This is a genomic window from Corynebacterium sp. KPL2861, from assembly GCF_040225475.1.
Lineage (GTDB): Bacteria > Actinomycetota > Actinomycetes > Mycobacteriales > Mycobacteriaceae > Corynebacterium.
Window position 1 is genome coordinate 1 of sequence record NZ_JBEHFW010000004.1, and the last position, 21,899, is coordinate 21,899.

The 21,899-nt window shown below is 56.5% G+C and carries 19 protein-coding genes, 1 tRNA gene and 5 pseudogenes; 16 read left to right on the forward strand and 9 right to left on the reverse strand.

The window, feature by feature from the left end:
* Positions 1 to 162: 162 nt before the first annotated feature.
* A pseudogene (locus tag ABRP84_RS03930) lies at positions 163 to 890 on the forward strand (IS1634 family transposase); the annotation flags it as partial.
* Between the two features lie 30 nt (positions 891 to 920).
* Here ABRP84_RS03930 and ABRP84_RS03935 read toward each other — a convergent pair.
* Positions 921 to 1,811, reverse strand: coding sequence for a cation diffusion facilitator family transporter (locus tag ABRP84_RS03935; protein ID WP_284852650.1), 891 nt, complete (start codon positions 1,809 to 1,811; stop codon positions 921 to 923).
* A gap of 212 nt (positions 1,812 to 2,023) precedes the next feature.
* A pseudogene (locus ABRP84_RS03940) lies at positions 2,024 to 2,344 on the reverse strand (IS1249 family transposase); the annotation flags it as partial.
* A 59-nt stretch (positions 2,345 to 2,403) separates the two neighbouring features.
* Between ABRP84_RS03940 and ABRP84_RS03945 the strand changes: the two are divergent.
* Positions 2,404 to 3,621 (forward strand): annotated as a pseudogene (locus ABRP84_RS03945) (IS3 family transposase).
* Positions 3,622 to 3,668: 47 nt separating this feature from the next.
* Positions 3,669 to 4,604, forward strand: a pseudogene (locus ABRP84_RS03950) (IS256 family transposase); the annotation flags it as partial.
* A gap of 35 nt (positions 4,605 to 4,639) precedes the next feature.
* On the opposite strand, the pseudogene ABRP84_RS11270 reads toward ABRP84_RS03950, so the two are convergent.
* Positions 4,640 to 4,891: pseudogene (locus tag ABRP84_RS11270) on the reverse strand (helix-turn-helix domain-containing protein); the annotation flags it as partial.
* Between the two features lie 173 nt (positions 4,892 to 5,064).
* On the opposite strand from ABRP84_RS11270, the gene ABRP84_RS03955 reads away from it, so the two are divergent.
* Positions 5,065 to 5,793: an ABC transporter ATP-binding protein gene (locus tag ABRP84_RS03955; protein ID WP_005277682.1), complete on the forward strand. Its 729-nt coding sequence runs from the start codon at positions 5,065 to 5,067 to the stop codon at positions 5,791 to 5,793.
* Positions 5,794 to 8,337, forward strand: coding sequence for an ABC transporter permease (locus ABRP84_RS03960; RefSeq protein WP_349852790.1), 2,544 nt, complete (start codon positions 5,794 to 5,796; stop codon positions 8,335 to 8,337). It abuts the gene before it with no gap.
* A gap of 227 nt (positions 8,338 to 8,564) precedes the next feature.
* On the opposite strand, the gene ABRP84_RS03965 is transcribed toward ABRP84_RS03960, so the two are convergent.
* On the reverse strand, positions 8,565 to 8,924 hold the full coding sequence (locus ABRP84_RS03965) for a fluoride efflux transporter FluC (RefSeq protein WP_349852791.1): 360 nt from the start codon (positions 8,922 to 8,924) through the stop codon (positions 8,565 to 8,567).
* Positions 8,921 to 9,223: a fluoride efflux transporter family protein gene (locus tag ABRP84_RS03970; RefSeq protein WP_349852792.1), complete on the reverse strand. Its 303-nt coding sequence runs from the start codon at positions 9,221 to 9,223 to the stop codon at positions 8,921 to 8,923. Before ABRP84_RS03970 ends, ABRP84_RS03965 begins: the two co-directional genes overlap by 4 nt.
* A gap of 86 nt (positions 9,224 to 9,309) precedes the next feature.
* Here ABRP84_RS03970 and ABRP84_RS03975 point away from each other — a divergent pair, with 86 nt between their 5' ends.
* The 4 genes from ABRP84_RS03975 (at position 9,310) to ABRP84_RS03990 (ending at position 11,679) form a co-directional block, all read left to right on the forward strand.
* A complete protein-coding gene (locus ABRP84_RS03975; RefSeq protein ID WP_023023739.1) occupies positions 9,310 to 9,756 on the forward strand; it encodes a MauE/DoxX family redox-associated membrane protein in 447 nt (148 codons plus the stop codon).
* A gap of 53 nt (positions 9,757 to 9,809) precedes the next feature.
* Positions 9,810 to 10,535: a DsbA family protein gene (locus tag ABRP84_RS03980; RefSeq protein WP_349852793.1), complete on the forward strand. Its 726-nt coding sequence runs from the start codon at positions 9,810 to 9,812 to the stop codon at positions 10,533 to 10,535.
* A 76-nt stretch (positions 10,536 to 10,611) separates the two neighbouring features.
* A tRNA-Ala gene (locus ABRP84_RS03985) sits at positions 10,612 to 10,684 on the forward strand.
* A 365-nt stretch (positions 10,685 to 11,049) separates the two neighbouring features.
* Complete coding sequence (locus ABRP84_RS03990) at positions 11,050 to 11,679, forward strand: cutinase family protein (protein WP_349852794.1); 630 nt, start codon at positions 11,050 to 11,052, stop codon at positions 11,677 to 11,679.
* 62 nt (positions 11,680 to 11,741) lie between these two features.
* Here ABRP84_RS03990 and ABRP84_RS03995 read toward each other — a convergent pair whose 3' ends face one another.
* Complete coding sequence (locus tag ABRP84_RS03995) at positions 11,742 to 12,539, reverse strand: GDSL-type esterase/lipase family protein (protein ID WP_349852795.1); 798 nt, start codon at positions 12,537 to 12,539, stop codon at positions 11,742 to 11,744.
* A 44-nt stretch (positions 12,540 to 12,583) separates the two neighbouring features.
* The gene (locus ABRP84_RS04000; RefSeq protein ID WP_349852796.1) at positions 12,584 to 13,429 is read right to left on the reverse strand and encodes a GDSL-type esterase/lipase family protein; all 846 of its coding nucleotides are present in this window, start codon (positions 13,427 to 13,429) and stop codon (positions 12,584 to 12,586) included.
* 168 nt (positions 13,430 to 13,597) lie between these two features.
* Here ABRP84_RS04000 and ABRP84_RS04005 point away from each other — a divergent pair, with 168 nt between their 5' ends.
* Positions 13,598 to 14,335, forward strand: coding sequence for a fructosamine kinase family protein (locus ABRP84_RS04005; RefSeq protein WP_239269915.1), 738 nt, complete (start codon positions 13,598 to 13,600; stop codon positions 14,333 to 14,335).
* On the opposite strand, the gene nadE is transcribed toward ABRP84_RS04005, so the two are convergent.
* Complete coding sequence (gene nadE / locus ABRP84_RS04010; RefSeq protein WP_284869630.1) at positions 14,332 to 15,153, reverse strand: NAD(+) synthase; 822 nt, start codon at positions 15,151 to 15,153, stop codon at positions 14,332 to 14,334. The two genes, ABRP84_RS04005 and nadE, sit on opposite strands and share 4 nt — an antisense overlap.
* A gap of 27 nt (positions 15,154 to 15,180) precedes the next feature.
* Here nadE and ABRP84_RS04015 point away from each other — a divergent pair, with 27 nt between their 5' ends.
* From ABRP84_RS04015 to nrdE, 5 genes are all read left to right on the forward strand, one after another.
* Entirely contained in the window at positions 15,181 to 16,530 is a 1,350-nt protein-coding gene (locus ABRP84_RS04015; RefSeq protein ID WP_284771636.1) for a sugar porter family MFS transporter, read from the forward strand.
* A gap of 127 nt (positions 16,531 to 16,657) precedes the next feature.
* Positions 16,658 to 16,780: a type B 50S ribosomal protein L36 gene (gene ykgO, locus ABRP84_RS04020; protein WP_003847162.1), complete on the forward strand. Its 123-nt coding sequence runs from the start codon at positions 16,658 to 16,660 to the stop codon at positions 16,778 to 16,780.
* 368 nt (positions 16,781 to 17,148) lie between these two features.
* Positions 17,149 to 17,388, forward strand: a complete 240-nt coding sequence (gene nrdH / locus ABRP84_RS04025; RefSeq protein ID WP_005284554.1) for a glutaredoxin-like protein NrdH — start codon at positions 17,149 to 17,151, stop codon at positions 17,386 to 17,388.
* Between the two features lie 24 nt (positions 17,389 to 17,412).
* Entirely contained in the window at positions 17,413 to 17,844 is a 432-nt protein-coding gene (gene nrdI / locus ABRP84_RS04030) for a class Ib ribonucleoside-diphosphate reductase assembly flavoprotein NrdI (protein WP_239269913.1), read from the forward strand.
* Positions 17,845 to 17,896: 52 nt separating this feature from the next.
* Positions 17,897 to 20,059 carry a class 1b ribonucleoside-diphosphate reductase subunit alpha gene (nrdE, locus tag ABRP84_RS04035; RefSeq protein ID WP_284869629.1) on the forward strand — a complete coding sequence of 721 codons (2,163 nt, stop codon included), beginning with the start codon at positions 17,897 to 17,899 and terminating at the stop codon, positions 20,057 to 20,059.
* Here the strand turns inward: nrdE and ABRP84_RS04040 are convergent.
* Positions 20,056 to 20,742 carry a FadR/GntR family transcriptional regulator gene (locus ABRP84_RS04040; protein ID WP_284869627.1) on the reverse strand — a complete coding sequence of 229 codons (687 nt, stop codon included), beginning with the start codon at positions 20,740 to 20,742 and terminating at the stop codon, positions 20,056 to 20,058. The two genes, nrdE and ABRP84_RS04040, sit on opposite strands and share 4 nt — an antisense overlap.
* A gap of 130 nt (positions 20,743 to 20,872) precedes the next feature.
* Between ABRP84_RS04040 and nrdF the strand changes: the two genes are divergently transcribed.
* A complete protein-coding gene (nrdF, locus tag ABRP84_RS04045; protein WP_239269910.1) occupies positions 20,873 to 21,862 on the forward strand; it encodes a class 1b ribonucleoside-diphosphate reductase subunit beta in 990 nt (329 codons plus the stop codon).
* Positions 21,863 to 21,899 lie beyond the last annotated feature (37 nt).

A 21,899-nucleotide genomic window follows, 5' to 3' on the forward strand; every position in this document is an offset into this window, starting at 1 on the left:
AAACAAGGCAAACGAGCCTCGGCTACCGCCAGCAGGCTCGTGGAAGGAGCCCGAGTTTCCGGCTGGAAACAAGCCATTAACCAAATGGCCGTAGCCTTTCCCGACCGCTTCGACAAATACCTATAAACCTAGCCCCACACACAAACAACTTGACACCCTCCGAACAAGCAAGCATTGATAGATGCAGGTCTGCACTACATTTTGTCGGTGAAACCCCACCGTGCCTGAGGTGATTGAAACCTGGCGGCGGGAAATCCCTGGTGAAGCCTACGCCCACGGCCAGATCTGGACACAAGCCTCGGCAAGCGATGCGCGCAAACACACAACCCCGAATACGGTGACCCACTTCCAGTACTCCTATGATCGGGCCAGACGCGGCCTGCGCGGAATCAAAGAGCAAGTCGCAAAGGCCAAACGCGCTGTTGACGGCGAAATCGCCATTAAGCGCAACCGCTATTTCGATCTTTCCACCCCGAACAAGAAGGTCAACTACGCTCTCGCTGCCAAACACCGAGCCCTAGCCGGAATTAAAGGCTATGAAACCGACCTGACCGCTCTTCCCGCCCAGGAGGTTATCGGGCATTACCGCAGGCTATTCCACATTGAAAATGTCGTATCGGATGTCGAAATCAGACCTGAAAGCACGCCCAATCTATGCGAGGAAACAAAACTCGATCACAGCACATCTCAATATTGTGATGGCAGCACTAGCCGTGACCCACCTGATGGAGACCCGCAGTGGTCACTTCATCAAACGCCTCGTGAGAACACTCAAGAAATACCGCAGCTTTCAACTCGTCGTTGGCGGCGAAACCATTCACGCCGCCGTACCATTCCCGCCCGACCTCACTGCCACCATCCAAGTAATCACCGGCCGCGAACTTCCGCACAAAATTGGCCTAAGTCAGGTTAGAAGGGAATCAGCACACCGTCTCGTGGGATTCGTGCTCTGGGTGCTCAATCTGGATGGTGGAGTGCTCGATACCGTGTTCGCGCAGGGCCTGCTGGGCGGCATCCAACAGCGGGCCGGTGCCGACGGTGCCGTCGCGCACGATATGCACGGTCGTGAGCACGTTCACGCCGTCCAGGCTCCACAGGTGCAGGTCGTGGATGTCAGCAACGCCCTCGACCTGCCGCAGCGCGGGCTCGATCGCACTGGCGTCGAAGTCCGCCGGGACTTGCTCGAGCAGCACGCTCGTCGAAAGGCGCATGAGCTGCCAGGCGCGCGGCAGCACCATCACCGCGATCGCTAGGGAGGCGATCACGTCCGCCGCCACAAACCCCGTGGTCAGTACCACGATGCCGGCCACGATTACTGCGACAGAGCCGAGCATATCCACTAACACGTGCAAGAACGCGCCCTCCACGTTGATCGAGGATTTGCGGTGCCGGTGCAGAACCCACGCCGATAGCGCATTCGCCACCAGGCCGATCACCGCGATGATCAGCATCGTTTTTCCCTGCACTTCGGCCGGGCTCTGCAGGCGGCGCACCGCCTCGACGACAATCCACACCGAGATCGCCAGCACCATCACTGCGTTCGCCAGTGCAGCAAGCACCTCCACTCGTCGGTAGCCGTACGTGGCCTGAGCCGATGCTTGTCGGCGCCCAACCAACACCGCTAACACCGCGATGATCAACCCCGCAGCGTCGGAAAGCATGTGCATCGCATCCGCCATCAGCGCCATCGAACCCGCCAACCAGCCGCCGATCAGCTCCGCGAAGAAGACGGTGCCGGTAATGCCTAGCGCAATCAAGAGTGCGCGCAGCGGCGTGCTGGAGTGATCGTGGTCGTGGTGCTCGTGTGCCATGCACTCAGCCTATCCCCGTCGACGCTTATTGACAATTAAATGCAAATGGATGGCGGTAAGCGCAGCCACTGAGGCCAAGTCGGCCTGCTTTAGGTCATTGTGCAGTTGTCCTTTGAATGTGTAGAGAAGCTGAAACATGAACAACCAAAAAGTAGGGTTAAGTAGCAGAATGTGTGTCCGTTCGGCGTGTTGCGGCGCGGGTACACGGTTAGTTACTTCATGGGGTCTTTTCTGATTCCTATCGAGTGTTCGTACTCGGTTGGGATAGCGTTGTCGTAGAAGGCTGGTCGGCCTGTTTCTTGGTCGGCTTTGTTGTGGTTTTCTTCGGCAAGATCGTTGACTTTGGCGAGTTGATCTTGGCCATAATTGCACTGCCTGGCGATATTTAGCGGATCGTCAGGCAGTTGCTTTTTGGTGTGGAGGTACCACTCGAGCATTTTTCGTTGGCGTTCCCCTGACCTGCCTCGGTGCGCATCGGCGATGCGTTTGAGCTGGGCGTTTATGCCGCCTTCAAGACTGTTTGTCGTTGAAGTGAGGTTACCCTCGTTTAGTGGACACCCGATTAGTGCGGATCTTGTGTCCGTAAGAGAGGATGTTCATTGTGAGTCAACAACGCCAGAAATACACGCCGGAGTACCGGCGTGAAGCCGCAAACCTAGTAATCGAGTCAGAACGCCCGATTGCTCATGTAGCCAAAGAAATTGGTGTCGCACCTGGCCTTTTAGGCCGGTGGGTGAAAAATGAGCGTCAACGCCGAGGATCCTCTGATGGGCTAAGCGAGGCTGATCTTCGTGCTGAGAACGCTCGTCTGCGTCGTGAGCTGGCAGAAGCCAAGATGGATAACGAGTTTTTGTCAAAAGCGACAGCCTTCTTCGCCGCAAAGCAACGCGATCAGAAAAGTTCGAATTAATGCAGCAGGAGAAGGCGAATTTCAGTATCAAGCGCATGGCACGCCTTTTGAAGGTATCTCGGTCTGGATACTACAAATGGGCCCATATGCAGCAGCAACGCTTATCCGGTAAGGATGATCGTGCAGCATTTTACGATGATGTTGATCGCAAGATTCATCAGATCTGGAAAGACTCCGATGAGGTCTATGGTGCTCCGCGGATTACCGCAGAACTCGCCGATCGCTACCAGATCAGTGTGAATCGTAAGACTGTGGCTAAGCGGATGCGCCTGATGGGAATTGAAGGGATTTCACCGCGTGCCTTCGTCCCAGCGACAACGATTCAATCTAAACGTAAGTCGAGTCTTCCTGACCTGGTAAAGCGCATGTTTGATACCGGCGAGCTCAATCGAGTATGGATGTCAGACATTACCTACCTGCGAACCGGCGAGGGTTGGTTGTACTTATGCGCAGTTCGCGATGGTCATTCCCGCAGGGTACTGGGCTGGGCTATGGATAGCGTGCAAGATACATTTCTGGTCGAACGAGCACTGCGGATGGCACATACACTTCCGTGGTGACGTTCCTGACGGGCTGGTGTTTCACGCCGACCGGGGAACACAATTTACCAGCGAGCAGCTCTGGGAGGTGTGCCGCAACCTAGGTGTTGCTCAGTCTGTGGGGCGTACCGGGGTGTGCTTCGATAACGCGATGGCCGAGTCGTTCTGGTCGACGCTGAAAACCGAGTTCTACGACCGGAAGCGCTGGCCAACCCGCGATGCTGCCCGCAAGGCCGTTGCCTACTGGATTGAAGCCGTCTACAACCGTCGACGCCGGCACTCCGCCCTCGGGATGGTCAGCCCCGTCGATTTCGAGAACCACACCAGCCTAACCACCAGCAGAAAAGAAATAGCTGCCTAACCACTAGGTAGCTCCACTACGTGTCCACGATTTGCGGGCAACCCCACGGCGGGATGACGATTAGGGATATCCAGCACCATATGGCTACTGCGATGCGGGTTGATATCTCCCATGAAACAATCTCTGCAGTAACTGATGCCGTCCTCGATGAGGTCATGGTGTGGCAAAACCGCCAGTTAGAAGAGTTCTACCCCGTGATATTCCTGGATGCGTTGCGCATTAAAGTCCGCGACGGCGGCCGGGTAGTTAACAAGTCCGCGTACATGGCAATCGGTGTAGACCTTGATGGTATTAAACACATCCTGGGGTTGTGGATTGCCAAAGAAGAAGGTGCTTCCTTTTGGGCACACGTGTGCGCCAACTTATCTAACCGTGGGGTCAAAGACGTCTTTATTGTCTGCTGTGACGGGCTGAAAGGCCTACCAGAAGCAGTGGAGGCAACCTGGCCGAATTCTATGGTACAAACCTGTATCGTGCACCTGATTCGTGCCGCGAATCGATGGGTGGCCTACGGGGATCGCCGGGCTGTATCAGCCGCGTTGAAGAAGGTTTATACGGCTACTGATGAATCCACGGCAGAAGCAGCGTTGAAGGAATTTTCCGATTCTGAACTGGGTGTGAAGTATCCTCAGTCGGTCAAGGTCTGGCAGGATGCATGGGATAGATTCGTGCCATTTTTGCAGTTCCCGCCAGCAGCCAGGAAGGTCATCTATACGACGAATTCCATTGAGTCGTTTAACAACCAGCTGCGTAAAGCTACTCGCAACAGGGTGCAGTTCACTAACGATGAATCCGCGCTCAAGACGCTGTGGTTGATGATCTGCAACATTGAAGACAAACGAGCCGCAAAGAGGGCGAAACAAGGCAAACGAGTCTCAGCGACAGCCGGCAGACTCGTGGAAGGAGCCCGAGTTTCTGGCTGGAAACAAGCCATCAACCAGATGGCCGTGGCCTTTCCCGACCGCTTCGACAAATACCTATAAACCTAGCCCCACACACAAACAACTTGACACGCTCCAAGATCCATTCTTGTCTCGCCGGCAAGGTAGCGCTCGACAACTTCCTTCTTCACCTCGAAGGGGTAATGCTGCTTAGTCGGTTTCTCCACAAGACATAGCCTGCCACGCAGCACAAACCGACGGTAGAGACTCCGCACGGCGTGTCTGGAGACCCCGAGAGCATTGGCAGCTGCTTTACACCCCATGCCCTGCTCGAAACACTCCACCAACTGCTCGCGCTGATATTCGCTCAACGAACTTCGTGCTCTCAAAGAAAACTACTCCCTACTAGTCGGTAACTGATTTCTCAGTCCAACTAATGGGGAGCAGTTCAAACACCACCACACCAGTGCCCCCAAATCAGCCCATGGGATGATGGGACACTGCGACCAGGCGGGTTACTATGTAGAAAGGTAATTTCCCATTTACAAGGAGAACACGCTTTATGACTGATGCCGCGGCACGCGCCGTTGAATTGTTTAAGCAATACGGAAGCGATGACACGGCCGTTATCGCCCTTGATCACGTTTCCATTGAGTTTGGAAAGAACCAATTCACGGCCATTATGGGCCCTTCGGGTTCGGGCAAGTCCACGTTGATGCACACGATGGCAGGGTTGGACTCTGCTACCTCTGGCTCGGCGTTTATCGGAGATACCGATATGTCCCACCTCAATGACAAGGAAATTACGGCGCTGCGCCGAGACCGTCTGGGATTCATCTTCCAGTCCTTCAACTTGGTTCCCACCTTGACGGCTGCGGAAAACATCACGCTGCCGACCGATATTGCGGGCAAGGACGTCGATAAGCAGTGGTTCGAAGAAGTCACGCGTCGCCTGGGGCTGGCGGAGCGCTTGGAGCACCGTCCGGCGGAGCTGTCTGGTGGTCAGCAGCAGCGTGTGGCCTGTGCTCGCGCCTTAGTGTCGCGACCGGAGATTATTTTTGGCGATGAGCCTACGGGTAACTTGGATTCCAATTCTTCGGCCGAGGTATTGGATATTCTGCGCACTGCGGTGGACCAGGATAACCAGACTGTGGTCATTGTGACGCACGATGCTAAGGCGGCGTCGTACGCCGATCGTGTTGTTTTCCTTGCTGATGGCAAGCTCGTTAACGAACTGCAGGATCCGACGATGGAGGCCATTCACAATGTAATGGCAGAGATTGAGGGTTAAATGGCACGCGGAAACGCAATGCGCAGGGTATCCGTGCGCAATATTTTGGCGCATAAATTGCGCCTTGGCCTGACAATTTTGGCGGTGGTTTTGGGCACCGCCTTTATTGCTGGCTCTTTCATGTTCACTAACTCATTGAAGGCCACTTTTGATTCTGCGGTGGATAACCAATTCCGCGGGGTAGACGCGGTGGTCAGTGAGGACGATGACAGTGACCAGAAGCTGGATGACGGGCTGCGCAAGCAGCTGCTTGATGATGACGACGTTAAAAACATCAACGTCGCTGACTCGCAGACTGTGGTTGTTGCCGATGAAAACTCGGAGGCTTTCCAAACCCAAAGCGGTACTGCGAGCCTCGTGCCGTACTATTCCGCGGATAAAACGGTCGGTGGCGCGAGCGAACTCACTGAAGGCGATGAGCCAAAGGCCAAAGATGAGGTGACGATCAATTCTTCTGCAGCGGAGAAATACGATATCTCCGTTGGCCAGAAGCTTCTGGTAGTCCATCCGGATAGCCAGGATGAGGTTAAGGTCACGGGCATCGTGGAGCCGCCGGTGGAGCAGGGCGATAGCATCGAGCTGCGCATGGACGAGTCGGATTACCTGGAGCGCTTTGGTGATCCTTCCCAGCTGAAGGTCTCTGCCGCCGATGGCGTGGATGCGAATGCGCTTGTCGATGACCTGAATGACAAATTCGACATCAAAGCAGAGTCCGGCGAACGCCTTGCAGAGCAGACCAGTGAGGCAATGACCGAGGCGTTGAAGTTTGTGAACTACTTCCTCGTTGCCTTTGGTCTAATCGCCTTGTTGGTGGGCACCTTTATTATTGCCAATACCTTCTCCATGATCGTGGCCCAGCGCATTAAGGAGTTCGCGCTCTTGCGTGCATTGGGTGCGTCGCGTCGCCAGATCACCAATTCCGTTGTGGTGGAATCCGTCATCGTGGGCGTTCTGGGATCCATCGTCGGCGTTGTTGCCGGCGTGGGATTGGTCGCCGTAATCAAGGCGGTGATGGGTGCCAACGGTATGGACATTGGCGGCGGTCTGGGACTGAGCGTTTCCGCCGTGGTAGTTCCGATCATTTTGGGCACGATTGTCACCGTGGTCTCTGCGTGGGCCCCGGCGCGGCGCGCGGGTGCCGTGGAGCCGGTTGAAGCGATGCGCACGACGGAATCGGCCTCCGGTTCTTCGCTGAAGGTCCGCACGATTTTCGGTGCGATCCTCATGATTGGCGGCATTATTGCGGCTTTTGCGGGCGTGCTTAGCGATGCCGAAACGAACGTCCGCGCCATCCTCGTCGGCCTCGGAGCCGTCGGGGTGATTATCGGTTTCTTCCTGGCAGGGCCGGCGCTCTCTTTGCCGCTAGTGCCAACGCTGGGCAAGGCTATTGGGGCGCCCTTCGGGTCCATCGGCAAGCTGGCTGCTACCAACTCGCGGCGTAACCCGCGCCGCACCGCCGCCACAGCCTTTGCCCTGACCTTGGGTGTGGCGCTGGTAACGAGCATTGGCATGCTGGGGCAGACGATGAAGGCTTCCATCTCGGATACGGTGGACCAAACTATTACGTCGGACTATATTTTGTCCGGTCCTAGCTCTGGAAACTTCCCTACGCCGAAGGAAACCGGTGAGCGTGCCGCAGAGGCAGAAGGTGTGGATAAGGTCATTACCGTCGGGTCGGCACCGGTCACAGTGGATGGTCAGGCCTCCTTGGACTTTGGCGCCCGTGGTTTGTTTACCGTGACGGTGGATGCTGACCCCACCTCGATGCTGGCGATGAACATGGTGGAAGGCGATGCCAATATTGAAGGTGGCTTTGCCGCCACGGAAGACTTTGCCAAAGAAAATGGCTGGAAGGTAGGAGAGACCTACGAGGTCACCGGAAGCAAGCCGGGCAAAACTGCGGAAGCCAAACTGGTCGGTACCTTTGAGCCCATCGAGACCATTCAAAATATGGTGGTTTCGCAGGACGTGGCAGAAGAAGTCGCCGCTGACGGAGAATTCTCTGTGCAGATGGTGGGCGTATTAGGTAAAGAAGGCTACGACAAGGAAGAGCTACGCCAGAACCTCGAGGATGCCGTCAAGGATCTCGTGGTGGTGCAGGTCAACACCGGTAAGGAATATGCGGGTCAGGCCGCTGGCTTCATCGACCAGATGCTGGCCATTCTCTACGGTCTTCTCGCACTCGCCGTGATCATTGCCGTGCTGGGCATTGTCAATACCTTGACCTTGGGTGTTATCGAGCGCCGCCAGGAGATTGGCATGTTGCGTGCGGTGGGTACGCAGCGCCGCCAAATCCGCCGGATGATCACGCTGGAGTCGGTGCAGATTTCGCTCTTTGGCGCAATCATGGGCATCCTCATCGGCCTCGGCTTGGGCTGGTCCTTCATCGAGATCCTGAATGACCAAGGCCTTGGCGGTGCCGAGGTTCCGTGGGGCATGCTGGTGATCATGCTGCTGGGATCCGCGGTTGTGGGCGTCATCGCAGCGGTATGGCCATCGCAACGCGCGGCAAAGACCCCGCCGCTGGAGGCGATTGCGGATTAATGCTTGGACATCCAGGCCTTGACCGATATTAGGAAGTTTCAGCTCGTCGTCATAGCACGGGAACCATGGGTGCTTTTCGGGCTGGAACTTCTTTTTGCTTGCCACCGGATCCAGGTACAGCCCTCTGCGTTCGTTCCATAACTTCGGCCAACGGCAGGTCCAGAAAGAAGTTCACACAGAGAAGTCGTAGGGGCACTGTAGCTAGGGGCGAGTTGGGAATTGCGTACCTAAATCCCGTGATAGATAAGCCCGGCCCACATCACCCCGCGCCATGCTAGGACCACTCCGATCCCGATGGTCCAGAAGAGGTATTTGCAGAGGGTCCACCAGCGCCGTTGCTTGACCATTTCTCCTAGCTCTTTTGCCATGGTGGACCAGGTGGACAGGCCACCGGCGAGGCCGAGGGCGAAGAGGGGATGGGCGAAGGGGGCATCGGCAAGCTGCGCAAAGCCCACCGCCAGGCCGAAGACCAAGGAACCCAGGATATTGGATGCGAAGGTGCAATACGGCGAGGGCAGCAGGCGGGTAAAGCCGTAGCGCGCCGCGCCGCCGAAAAAGCCGCCGATAAGGACGAAGAGCAGGTTCATCGCAGCTTATCCCCAGCAAGGTAGGCGGCGGTGCAGCCCACGAGCGTGGCCGCGACATAGGCCAGGGCGATGCTCCAGTGGGACTCCGCGGTGAAGAAAGCAAAGCTGGCGAAGCTGGTAAACCCACCCAAGAATCCGGTTCCCCAGAAGGGGCCGGGGCGGGTATATCCCATCAGCGCGCTGCCGACGATATTAAGGATGAGGAGCGGGAGCATTCCGCCGCCGAGAGCGATGGTTAAGAGGTAGCGGGCACCGGCGCCGAGTGCGGCACCGGAACCGACGATGAGGAAGTGCGGCATGGGGTACATCATAGTGGGCGAAGTCTCAGGAAAAAGCACAGGGGTTTGTATCCGAAAAGGGGAGGTTAAACGCTAAACTAATCGGCGTGAATAACGCGTTTGATGTGGTGAGCTTTATCGCCCGCTTTGGCATGGCCGTGGTGTGGATCATCGCCGGTGTAGAAAAGATGGCGCACCCGCTGGATACCATGCAATCCATCAAGGCCTATGAGATTTTCACGCCGGAATGGTCTGGGTATCTGGCCCAGCTCATTGGGCCGCTGGAGCTAGTGGGTGGAATGCTGCTCTTGCTGGGGATTTTCCTTCGCGAGTCTTCCAAGGTAGCGGCCGTGGTCATGGTGCTTTTCATGGTCGGCATCCTGCAGGCATGGCTGCGTGGGCTGGATATCGATTGCGGGTGCTTTGGTGCTGGTGACGCTACTGCGGAGCCGGGCATGAACTATGGGCTGACGCTGCTTCGCGATGCCGCCTTCCTCGCCCTTACCGCATGGACCATCAAACGCCCGTTCACGAAATTTGCGCTCCACCCGTAGTGGTGGGCACAGTAGGTTGCAAGAGTCCGAAAGTATCTACAGGCAAGGTTTAAATGAGCAAAGTAAGTGACCCAAATGCCAAGTCTGGCAATGGTTTCATCTGGGGCGTCGGCGTCCTCCTCGTTATTATCGCCGTGGTCATTGGCTACATCGTGTGGAATGGCAAGCAAGCCAATGAAAACGAGGTGCAAGACGTCAATATGTCCATGGACTATAAGGACAACGCGATTACCCTGAAGTCCGATGCGGCCAATGACGATACTCCAGAAGTAGACCTCTACGAAGACTTCTCCTGCCCCCACTGCGCGGAGTTGGCGGAAAGCACCGATGAGGAGATGAAGCAGGCGATTGAGGATGGCAAGCTGGTCGTCCACGTGCGCACACTGAATTTCTTGGACAAGGTGCGTGATGAAAACAATGATGGCTACTCCACTAAGGCTGCGGCAGCCTTGTCGGAACTAGCTAAGTCCGGCGATGTGAAGACCTACTGGAATTTGCGCGACTACATGATGCAAAACCAGCAGAGCGTTGCCAGCCAGTGGGAAATCGAAGACATCGCTGACCAAGCGAAGGAGCTCGGCGCCGAGGATGCCGTGGTTGATTCCATCAAGAACGTGGATATCGAGCAAGGTAATAAGGTTGGCAAGGCAAACTCAGACAAGCTGAAAAAGGAAACCGACTCCGTTTCCTCGCCGCGCGTTGTCCAAAACGGCAAGGATATTCCGGATAAGGATTCTGGTCAGTCTTTGAATGACTGGGTAGACGTCGCCACCAAGTAGCAGGCGATTTGGTGAGTTAAATACTCGCCATGTATATTCATACGAGTTGCGGCCCACAGGGTTGCACCTCGTATATGGGGCTATGGCGCAGCTGGTAGCGCACCACACTGGCAGTGTGGGGGTCACGGGTTCGAATCCCGTTAGCTCCACAATATAGTGTCCCGAGGCATCGTGTAAGAACGGTGTCTCGGGATTTTTCATATGAAAATGTGTCTGGTTACAGTGCGTTGGGGTGTCGCCTGTTAACTAAGACTCATGTAATGTAACCCGTGCAAACCGCCGGAACCTTTTGAAAATGGGAAATTATATGAATTTTACTGTGAAAGCTGCGGCTGCTGGCGTAATCTCTGCAGCCGCACTTGCACTTTCTGCTCCCGCCGCCACTGCGGCGATTCCTGGGAACCCAATGTCCGCTCCGACGTGTGCTAACCAGCAGGTTGTTTTTGTTCCTGGCGGAGCGAATACTATTCCGTCAGCACCTTCGGATGTTCCGCACGGTCTAATTACCGGACAGATGGGCGTTAAGCTCGGACTCCAGCCGGATACGAATGCCACCTTTGTGGGCTACCAGGCCTTCCCATTTGCCGTGTCGAAATATTCTGACTCTTCTAACGAAGGATATAACCGCACTGCAGCTAAGATTCAGCAAATCCAGAATGACTGCCCAAATAGCAAGATTTCCTTGGTCGGCTATTCCGAGGGAGCAGATATTTCCGCACGCATCATTAACGATGCGGCGCACGGGCGCGGACCACTTGATAAAGAAAGGTTTGCATCTGCAGCCCTCTATGCCAACCCGTACCAGGGTGGCAATGGTGCTGCGCAATATCACGATGACATGTCCAATGCGACCGGCGCTCTAGGCCACCTCGACGGTGGGTACGGCGAACTGGGGTCTGACGTGTTCGAGGTTTGCAACCCGCAGGATATTATTTGTAACTACCCAGAGGATTACCTGGGATTGGTATCCCCGTCCATGGAGGTGGACGCAGCACACGGCAAGCTGCCTTTGCAGCAGATCGTAGGTGAGGCCTCTCACCATGGCGCAATGGATAATATAAACCTGCTACGCGGACAACTTGCCCATATGCAGTACGGTGGGGCGGAATTTCAGGCAGGTATCGATTGGATCAATAACCACTAACCAGAAAAACTCATAAAAATATCCCGCATAGTTTAAAACTATGCGGGATATTTTCTTTCTACTTACTGCAGAGCGTGGCCGATAAACTGGCCATAAGCTGCGGTGCCGTGGGCATTAAGGTGCAGTGGTAGGTTGCCGGGAGCTGGTGGTACTGGGTCAACGAGGTTAACCCACCAGCGGTCTGGCGAGCACATGTCATGTCCTTCAGACATGGGCTGTGCATCTAAGAAGGTTGCGCCGTTTTGCTCGGACACTTCGCGCAGGGTGTTTTGGAGGCGCTGTTCTGTGTCAGAGACGGCTGTGATGGGTAGGGGAATGATCGAAGAGGTCAGGCAAGTGGAGTTGCCGCGGGTCACGTGCGGGTAACCTACGACAGTCACCTTGGCATTCGGTGCGTGCTGGTGGGCTACATCGAGTGCGCTGCGGAGACCACCGCGAATCGCGCGGTCGGAGGCTGCGATATCCGTTTTGTGGGGGTAGGTGTCATTAGCGCCGGCAACGATAACGACATTTTTGGTCTCGTGGTTAAGGTTGCCGTCTTCTGCTGCCTTGCGGAGAGAGTTATCGACGTGAACGCCTCCAGTGGCTAAAGAAGCACCTGCGCATTGGTACTGGTCAACGTGTGCACCGGAAACATTGCTCATCTCAGTGGCAATGGCATTATCGGTAACGCAGCCCACTCCGGTATTGGCCGTTTTATGCGCCTTGTTCAGCGCATGGTCAGCGACGGTTGGGTTGGCTACAATACTGTCACCAACGAGAACGGTGTTTCCTGGGACTGCAGCTGTGGCAACGGTGCTCGTGCCCACAAGCGCTGTGATGAAAGCAGTAGCCGCGGCGAGCTTATTAATACGCTTCACGTTTCCTCCGAGATTTAGTTCCTTGGAATAGGGGAAATGGGGGCCTAGCTCCTTAGGCCATTCGTAATAATACCTGCCATTCCTGTGTGTCCAACATCAGTCGGGTGCATTGGCATCACGGAAGGGGCCGTCGGGGTCTGAGCAATGACTGCCCACCGGTGGTTGGTGTCCGGCTGGCAAGGATCGTGCGTTTTTGCTTGGTTGTGAAGATCGATGAAGTTCACGCCAAGGGAGCCTGCGGCACGTCCGATTTCGCGGTTGAACTCTTCTTCTGCGCGAGTAACACCTGGGATGGACAGTGGCAGCTGCATCCGGTCGTCATTGACCACACAGAGGGTGTCATTAACCGTCATTGGAACGTAGTTGACCATCGTGATGCGTGCATTCGGGGCCACGGATCGAATTTTATTGAATTGTGCGTTCAGCAATCCGCGGTAGCTCGAGCCCTTAGGGATATTTGGGGCGGCGGCGTTAGCCAGTGCATCGACATAGGTGCCAGGCTGCAGGCCGCCATACATGAAGGTGACTTCCTTCGTATCGGGGCCAATATTCCCAGAGCGGACTGCGTGTTCGACGAAGGCAGCTACCCAATAGCTGGTTCCGTTGCACGTGTAGTCCGCAAGGCTGTGACCGAGATTCCGGGCAGTTTGGTGTGCCCAGTTGTGCTTGTCGTTACTGCACGTGTTCGGTAGGGGAGTAGAGGCGGAGAAAGGGCTGACCGCTGCGCGATCCCCAGGGGCGCCGCCGTTAGCGGAGAAAGAGTCGCCGAAAGTGACCATTTCCTTGCCGTGGGGTTCTGCTGCGTTGGCAGACTGGGCCATCGTCAAGGCAGCACCAAGCGCGAGGAGACCACCGACGAACTTTCTCTTAATGCCGTTAATTCCGACCATAGTTATCCTTTTCAATTCGAGAGAGAATTTACCATTCGGTAAATTATTTATGTACAGCATCTTAATTCGCAGTGGGCCAATTAACTAACTGAAAAACTTTGTCAATTAAAGTGCGAGGCATGTAATTCTAAGTTTTCCGGCCCAACCTGGTGTGCTACCGAAGTAGTTATGCTGGTCAATATGCAGACCTTTGCTAAGCAAGTACGCGATAAAGACCAAGCTGGTGCTGAGGCTGCCGGCCTCCGGTGGTTGGGTGAAGCCACGGATGCGGTAGCCACAGTAATTAGCGCCGACGACAAGGAAATCGTTACAGAACGCATCAACGAGGTAGCGCCCACTGCAGAGGCCGCGCGAAAATTTGGTGCGGAGCTCGCGCGCGTGCACCGTGCTGGGGCACCGGCTTTTGGCAGCGCGCCGGAGGGGTGGGAAGGAAGAAACTTCATCGGCACCATTGAACAGGAGTGCACGCCCACCGATAACTGGGGTGAATTCTATGCCCAGCAGCGCGTGCTGCCGTTTGCGGAGCCGGCCGGAATCAGTACTGCGCAAAGGGACTTGGTTAAGCGGGCTTGCGATGCGATTGCCGCCCGCAGCTGGGATGTGGCGCCTGCGCGCATCCACGGTGACCTGTGGGCGGGCAACCTGCTTTTCGATGCCCAGGGTGGCATCATGATCGATCCCGCAGCTCACGGCGGGCATCCGCACACTGATTTGGGCATGTTGGCGCTATTCGGCGCGCCCTATATAGAGGAAATCTTCCGCGGCTATGGGGCGCCGAAAGATATTGAAACCTGGATTCCCATGCATCAACTGCACCCACTAGCCGTGCACGCACTGACCCACGGCTCGGCCTATAACCGGCCGCTGGAGCGGGCGGCACTCGCCACGCTAGAGGCGCTAGCTTAGGCGGTTGGCCCCTGTGGCATCTGGCGCTTGTGGATGCCGCGGTGCCACAGGGTCTCGATGCGCTCGCGGGCGGCATCGGGAACCGCCTTGCCCTCTAAGTAGTCATCGATGTGGGCGTAGGTGACGCCGAGCGCCTCTTCATCGGGAAGCTGCGGCTTATCGTCTTCCAAATCCGCGGTGGGGACCTTGGACCACGTGGACTCTGGCGCACCTAAGTGCTTGAGCAATGCCGCGCCTTGGCGCTTATTTAGCCCGGCCAGGGGGAGTAGGTCTGCCGCGCCATCGCCCCACTTGGTATAGAACGCGGTGACATTTTCGGCGGCGTGATCCGTGCCCACAACCAGCGCTCCTACCTCGCCCGCGATGGCATATTGCGCGGTCATACGCAGGCGCGCCTTGGCATTGCCGCGATTGAAATCGTTCAAGGAATCCTGGTTCACCGCACGCGCCACTTCGTGGCTCAGCGCCGCGGTGGCCGGTTGAATATCAACGGTGAGCCGGTGGTCCGGGCGAATGAAATCAAGGGCGATCTGGGCATCGTCCTCATCCGCCTGCGCGCCGTGGGGCAGGCGCACGGCCCAAAATTCGGCGCCTTCTACCCGCTCTACCGCAAGCTGGGTGAGTTTTCCCGCCAAGGTGGAATCCTGACCGCCGGAAATGCCTAGCACATAGCCTTTGGCATGGGTCATTTCCAAGTATTCCACGAGGAAATCCACGCGGCGGGAAATTTCCTCTTCTGGATCGATAAAGGGGCGTACATCCAGCTGTTTTATGATGGATTGCTGTAAGTTTTCGGCATCGGGTGACATGACGTTCATCGTAGTCTCCTGACACAATTGCGTGCTGTGAATAAAGAAAGTTATGTCAAGGTAGTTGCAGCAATTGCCGCCCTTGGCGGTTTATTATTTGGTTATGACACCGGCGTGATGTCCGGTGCCTTGCTGTATATCACCCCGGAATTTAATATGACAGCCCACCAAGAGGGGTGGGTAACCTCCATGCTGCTGGTAGGCGCCGCGGTGGGTGCCCTGACCGCAGGCCGCATTGCGGACCGGTTTGGCCGCCGCTTTACGCTGATCGCCGGCGGCATCATCTTTGTTTTGGGCTCCATCTGGTGCGCGCTGGCAGGCTCGGTGACCATGCTGGCCACGGCCCGTACCTTCCTAGGCTTTGCCGTTGGTGCGGTATCCATTGTCTCGCCCATGTATATCTCAGAGATGGTGCCGGCCAAGATCCGCGGACGCATGGTTTCCCTGAATACCCTGTTGATCGTGGTAGGCCAGTTGCTGGCCTACCTGGTGAACTCGGCACTTGCGCCCACGGAAAGCTGGGAATGGATGCTGGGGCTTGCGGCCGTACCGGGTGCGGCCCTCGCCGTGGGCATGCTCTTCTTGCCAGAGACCCCAGTTTGGCTCGCCACGCATGACAAAATGGCTCGGGCCCGTGAGGTCGCAGGCCGCGCCGGGATGGATCTGGGAGAGCTTACCTCCCAGGAAACGGCGCGCCGCTCCAGCGGCTCCGAGTGGAAGGCGCTGAAGGCCAATCGCTGGATGCAGGTGACGGTATTGCTCGCCATGCTGATGGGCCTGACCCAGCAGATCACCGGCGTTAATGCCATCGTCTACTTCGCTCCCACCATGATGAGCCAGGTGGGCATTTCTACCACCAACTCGGTCTATACCTCGATTGTCATTGGCGTGGTATCCGTTATCGCCTGTTGGGTGGGCCTCAAGGTGGTCGACCGCATCGGCCGCAAGCGCCTGCTGCTCATCGGCCTGACCGGCAACGTGATTTCGCTATTCATCTTGTCCGTGGCGTACTCGCACGCCGCCGATTCCACCACGATGGCGATGGTCTCGCTGGTATTTATGGCCTCGTTCATTGCCTTCCAGCAAGCGGCGGTCTCGCCGACGACCTGGTTGCTCATCTCGGAGCTCGTGCCCCTGCAGGTACGCGGCTTGGGCATGGGCATCGCCGGGCTCTCGCTGTGGGCCACCAACTGGGCCGTGGCCCAGTACTTCCTGCCGCTGGTGGAGTGGCTCACCGGCCCGGTGGCCTTTGGCGTCTTCGGCGTACTGGGGCTCATAGCCATCGGCTACACCCGCATTTTGGTGCCAGAGACTATGGGACGTAGCCTGGATGAGGTAGGCGAGGAGATGAAAACCCGTTACTCACGGGAATCCGCACCCCATTAAGCCCTAGTGTTTTGGTCTTAATGGCCGCGTGAGGTAAAATTATTCCTCGTGTCATGGCTGGGGATTCCCAGTCCGTGCTTTATTTACTCAACCGCATGTAGATTGCGCATAACGAAAGGAGCGCCCGATGAAGGTCCGTAAGTCCCTTCGGTCGCTGAAGAAGAAGCCGGGCGCCCAGGTTATTCGCCGCCACGGTAAGGTCTTCGTGATCAACAAGAAGGATCCCCGTTTCAAGGCTCGTCAGGGCTAATTGAAACTTAAGGAAGTCCGCCTCCTCCGATGATTCGGAGCGAGGCGGATTTTCTGGTTTTACAGTTCTGTGGCGAAAATGTGAACTTTGCCACATGTTTAGGTGAACAGAAGGTAAACCCGCAGGAATAGCAGGCGTGTAGTTTCACGGTTGGGTGTCGGGGTGGTCAACATGTGGGGTCTTACCCCAGGCCCTCCTGGGAATATCATGGGTGTAACTACTATATGTTGTGTCAGTTGCGGTCAATTCCCCCAAAGTATAGTGTCGTTGGTGTCGCTCAGAGCGGTGCAGGAAGTGGCCTGAAAGGGCTAGAACCTCCGCTTTTTAAGAGCAAAAGCTATCTCGGAAAAGGATTTTAGGGAGTTATTATGTCTATCACCGTCTACACCAAGCCTGCCTGCGTTCAGTGCAACGCCACCAAGAAGGCCCTTGACCGTGCGGGCCTGGATTACAACGTGGTAGATGTCACCGTGGACGATGAGGCCCGTGACTACATTATGGCTCTGGGCTACGTCCAAGCACCCGTCGTGGAAGCAAACGGCGAGCACTGGTCCGGCTTCCGCCCTGACCGCATTAAGAACCTTGCAGCACTAGCCGCCTCTGCGTAAATAGCCGAGGAGGGAGGTGCCGTCATGTTGGTCGTGTATTTTTCCTCTACTACGGAAAATACGCACAGGTTCGTGCAGAAGCTAGGTTTTCCTAGCGCACGAATCCCCCTGCGCCGCACCGATGAGCCGCTAGTGGTCAATGAACCTTACGTCTTGGTGTGTCCCACCTACGGCGGGGGAGCCTCCATTAGCCACCAAAACTCCCGGCCCGTACCGGTGCAGGTAATTAGATTCTTAAATAATGAGCACAACCGCAGTTTTATTCGGGCGGTTATCGCTGGAGGAAATAGCAACTTTGGCGCCGACTTTGGCAAAGCTGGTGACGTCATCAGCGCCAAATGTAAGGTGCCCTATGTATATCGTTTCGAATTGCTCGGCAACGATGAAGATATAAAAATTTGTCGCGAAGGCCTGCTGGCTAATGCTTCCCAGTTGGGGCTGGATGAGGCAGCCTAGCCGCGGTGCGACACACCTATAGATCCTGACTTTAAGAAAGGCCGCGTCAGCTGTGAGTACGCAATTGGGAAAGACCGTAGCAGAGCCAGTATCGCAGGAAGAGCAGCTGGATTACCACGCGCTCAACGCCATGCTGAATCTCTACGACGGAGACGGCAAGATTCAATTTGATAAGGACCGCGAGGCTGCCAATCAGTTCTTCTTGCAGCACGTTAATCAGAACACGGTCTACTTCCACGACCTGGAAGAAAAGATCGATTACTTGGTGCGCAATAAGTACTACGACCCCGCTGTCATTGAGGCTTATGACTTCGATTTCATCAAGTCCCTATTCAAGCGCGCCTACTCTTATAAGTTCCGCTTCAAGTCCTTCCTTGGCGCCTACAAGTACTACACCAGCTACACGCTGAAGACCTTCGACGGCCGCCGCTACTTGGAGCGCTTTGAGGACCGCGTTTCCATGACGGCGCTTTTCCTTGGTGATGGCGATGGTGAGCTGGCAGAGCGCCTCGTCGATGAAATCATGACCGGCCGCTTCCAGCCGGCCACCCCAACCTTCCTGAACGCCGGCAAGCAGCAGCGCGGCGAATTGGTTTCCTGCTTCTTGCTCCGCATCGAAGACAACATGGAATCCATCGGCCGTTCCATCAACTCCGCACTGCAGCTTTCCAAGCGCGGCGGTGGCGTGGCCCTGCTGCTGTCTAATATCCGCGAATCCGGCGCGCCGATTAAGCACATCGAGAACCAGTCTTCCGGCGTCATTCCGGTTATGAAGATGCTGGAGGATGCGTTCTCTTATGCCAATCAGCTGGGTGCACGCCAGGGTGCGGGCGCGGTGTACCTCAACGCTCACCACCCGGACATCATGAACTTCCTCGACACCAAGCGCGAGAACGCGGATGAAAAGATCCGCATTAAGACCTTGTCCTTGGGCGTGGTGATCCCCGATATCACTTTCGAGCTGGCCAAGAAGAACGACGATATGTACCTGTTCTCGCCGTATGACGTCGAGCGCGTCTACGGTAAGGCCTTCGGCGATATCTCCATTACCGAGCATTACGAAGAAATGGTCGAGGATCCGCGCATCCGGAAGAAGAAGATCAATGCTCGCCACTTCTTCCAAACTGTGGCAGAGCTGCAGTTCGAGTCCGGCTACCCGTACATGATGTTTGAGGATACGGTAAACCGCGCCAACCCGGTTAAAACCTCCCGGATCAACATGTCCAACCTGTGCTCGGAGATTTTGCAGGTCAACTCCGCCTCTGAGCTCAACGCGGATCTTTCCTATGACCAGGTGGGCAACGATATTTCCTGCAACCTGGGTTCGCTGAATATCGCCATGACCATGGATTCGCCGGACTTCTCCCAAACGGTGGAGACCGCGATTCGCGGGCTGACCTCCGTGGCGGATAAGACCTCCATCGATTCCGTTCCGTCCGTGCGCAAGGGCAACGATGACTCCCACGCCATCGGCTTGGGCCAGATGAACCTGCACGGTTACCTGGGCCGCGAGCACATCGAGTACGGCTCCGAGGAGGGCTTGGACTTCACTAACGCTTACTTCGCGGCCATCATGTACGCCGCCCTGCGCGCCTCCAATAAGATCGCCCGCGAGCGCGGCACGACCTTTACCGAGTTCCCCGAATCCGACTACGCCAGCGGCGAGTTCTTCGATTCCTACGATCCGGCGGAGTTCCAGCCGCGCACGGAGAAGGTCAAGGCTCTTTTCGATGCCTCCTCCATCTACACCCCCACCGCAGAGGACTGGGCGGAGCTGAAGGAGGACGTCGCCAAGCACGGCCTCTACAACCGCAACCTGCAGGCGGTGCCGCCGACGGGCTCGATTTCCTATATCAACAATTCCACCTCGTCCATCCACCCGATTGCCTCCAAGATTGAAATCCGCAAGGAAGGTAAGATCGGCCGCGTGTACTACCCGGCATCACACATGGACAACGACAACTTGGAGTACTTCAAGGACTCGTACGAGATTGGTTACGAGAAGATCGTTGATACCTATGCAGAGGCCACCAAGTACGTGGACCAAGGTCTATCGCTGACGCTGTTCTTCAAGGACACCGCCACCACCCGCGATGTGAATAAGGCCCAGATTTACGCTTGGCGCAAGGGCATTAAGACCTTGTACTACATCCGCGTGCGCCAGATGGCCCTGGAAGGCACCGAGATCGAGGGCTGCGTTTCCTGCATGCTCTAGGCGCGGGCGCGGTCCAGGATAGCGCGGGAGGTGCGCTCGGCGGCTTCGGCCTCGCCGGCGTCAATCTCCCGCGCTAATTTCATATGTAGCTGCGTCGTGCCGCGAATCGGATCCCGCTTGCGGGAACCAAAGACGGATTTACCCTTCAAGATGGCCAGCAACGCCGGCGCGAGCGCGGCGATCATCTCGTTGCCGGAGGCTTCCAAGATGAGCGTATGAAATTGCAAATCCGTTTCGAGTTCTTCGCCCACCCGTGGGGAAGGGGTGGTCTCGAGCTCGCTGAGCCGGCCCGCTAGCCGCAGCAATTCGCGGCGCTGCTGCGGGCTAGCATTGCGCGCGGCAAGCTGCGCCGCCACCGGCTCGATGCCAAGGCGCAGCTCGTTGAGGCGCGCGACCTGTTCGGCGCGCGTTTTATCGTGCGCCAGCCGCCACGAAATAATGGCGGGATCATAGACCGCCCAGCTGCTGCGCGGCAGCACCTTGAGGCCTACTCGGCGCCCAGAGGAGACCATTCCTAGATGCTCGAGCGTGCGCATGGCCTCGCGCGCCACGGTGCGGGAGATGCCAAAGCGCTTTTCGATGTCCCCAAGGCGAAACGGCGTGCCCTCCGCCATGTCCCCGCTGACGATATCCGTGCCCAGCTGGTCTACTACAGGGCCTAAAAGGGGAGTGGTTTCTGCCATGGCGCGGGCGTCCTTTCCTGGCTGTGTAATGCGCTTTTATTATAGGCGCGGTGCGGCGGGATGAGGTAGGGCGGCATTGGGTATGCTGGGACTCGAAATTCTACACAGTGAAGCATTGGAGTGACATCGCGTGTCGCACGAATACGATGACTACGTTGCTAGTCATGACAGCCCGGTAAAAGCTATCAACTGGAATACCATCCCCGATGACAAAGACCTCGAGGTATGGGAGCGGTTGACCGGTAACTTCTGGCTCCCGGAAAAGGTCCCAGTCTCTAATGATCTCCCCAGCTGGAAGACGCTGACGGAAAAAGAAAAAGAAACCACCATGCGGGTCTTTACCGGCCTGACGCTGCTGGATACCATCCAGGGCACAGTCGGTGCGATCTCCTTGCTTCCGGATTCGCAGACCCTGCACGAGGAGGCGGTATATACCAATATCGCCTTCATGGAGTCGGTGCACGCCAAGTCCTATTCCAATATCTTTATGACCTTGGCTTCCACCCCGATGATCAATGATGCCTTCCGCTGGTCCGAGGAAAACGAGAACCTGCAGAAGAAGGCCAAGATCATCCTAGCCTACTACAACGGTGATGACCCGTTGAAGAAGAAGGTGGCCTCCACGCTGCTCGAGTCCTTCTTGTTCTACTCCGGCTTCTATCTGCCGATGTACTTCTCTTCCCGCGCGAAGCTGACCAATACTGCCGATATCATCCGGCTGATCATCCGCGACGAAGCCGTGCACGGCTACTACATTGGCTATAAGTTCCAGCAGGAATACAAGAAGTTGGATGAAAAGCGCCAGGAAGAATTGAAGGACTACACCTTCGATCTGGCCTTCGAGCTCTATGACAACGAGATCGACTACACCGAGGACCTCTACGACGAGCTGGGCTGGACCGAAGACGTCAAGCGCTTCTTGCGCTATAACGCCAACAAGGCCCTGAATAACCTGGGCTTTGAGGGCCTCTTCCCGGCCGATGAGACCCGCGTCTCGCCGGCTATCCTGTCCTCTCTTTCGCCCAACGCCGACGAGAATCACGACTTCTTCTCCGGCTCGGGTTCGTCCTATGTCATCGGCAAGGCCGAGGACACCACGGACGATGACTGGGACTTCTAGCCGTTCCTAGTCCCCGCGCACCTTCGCTTCACACTCA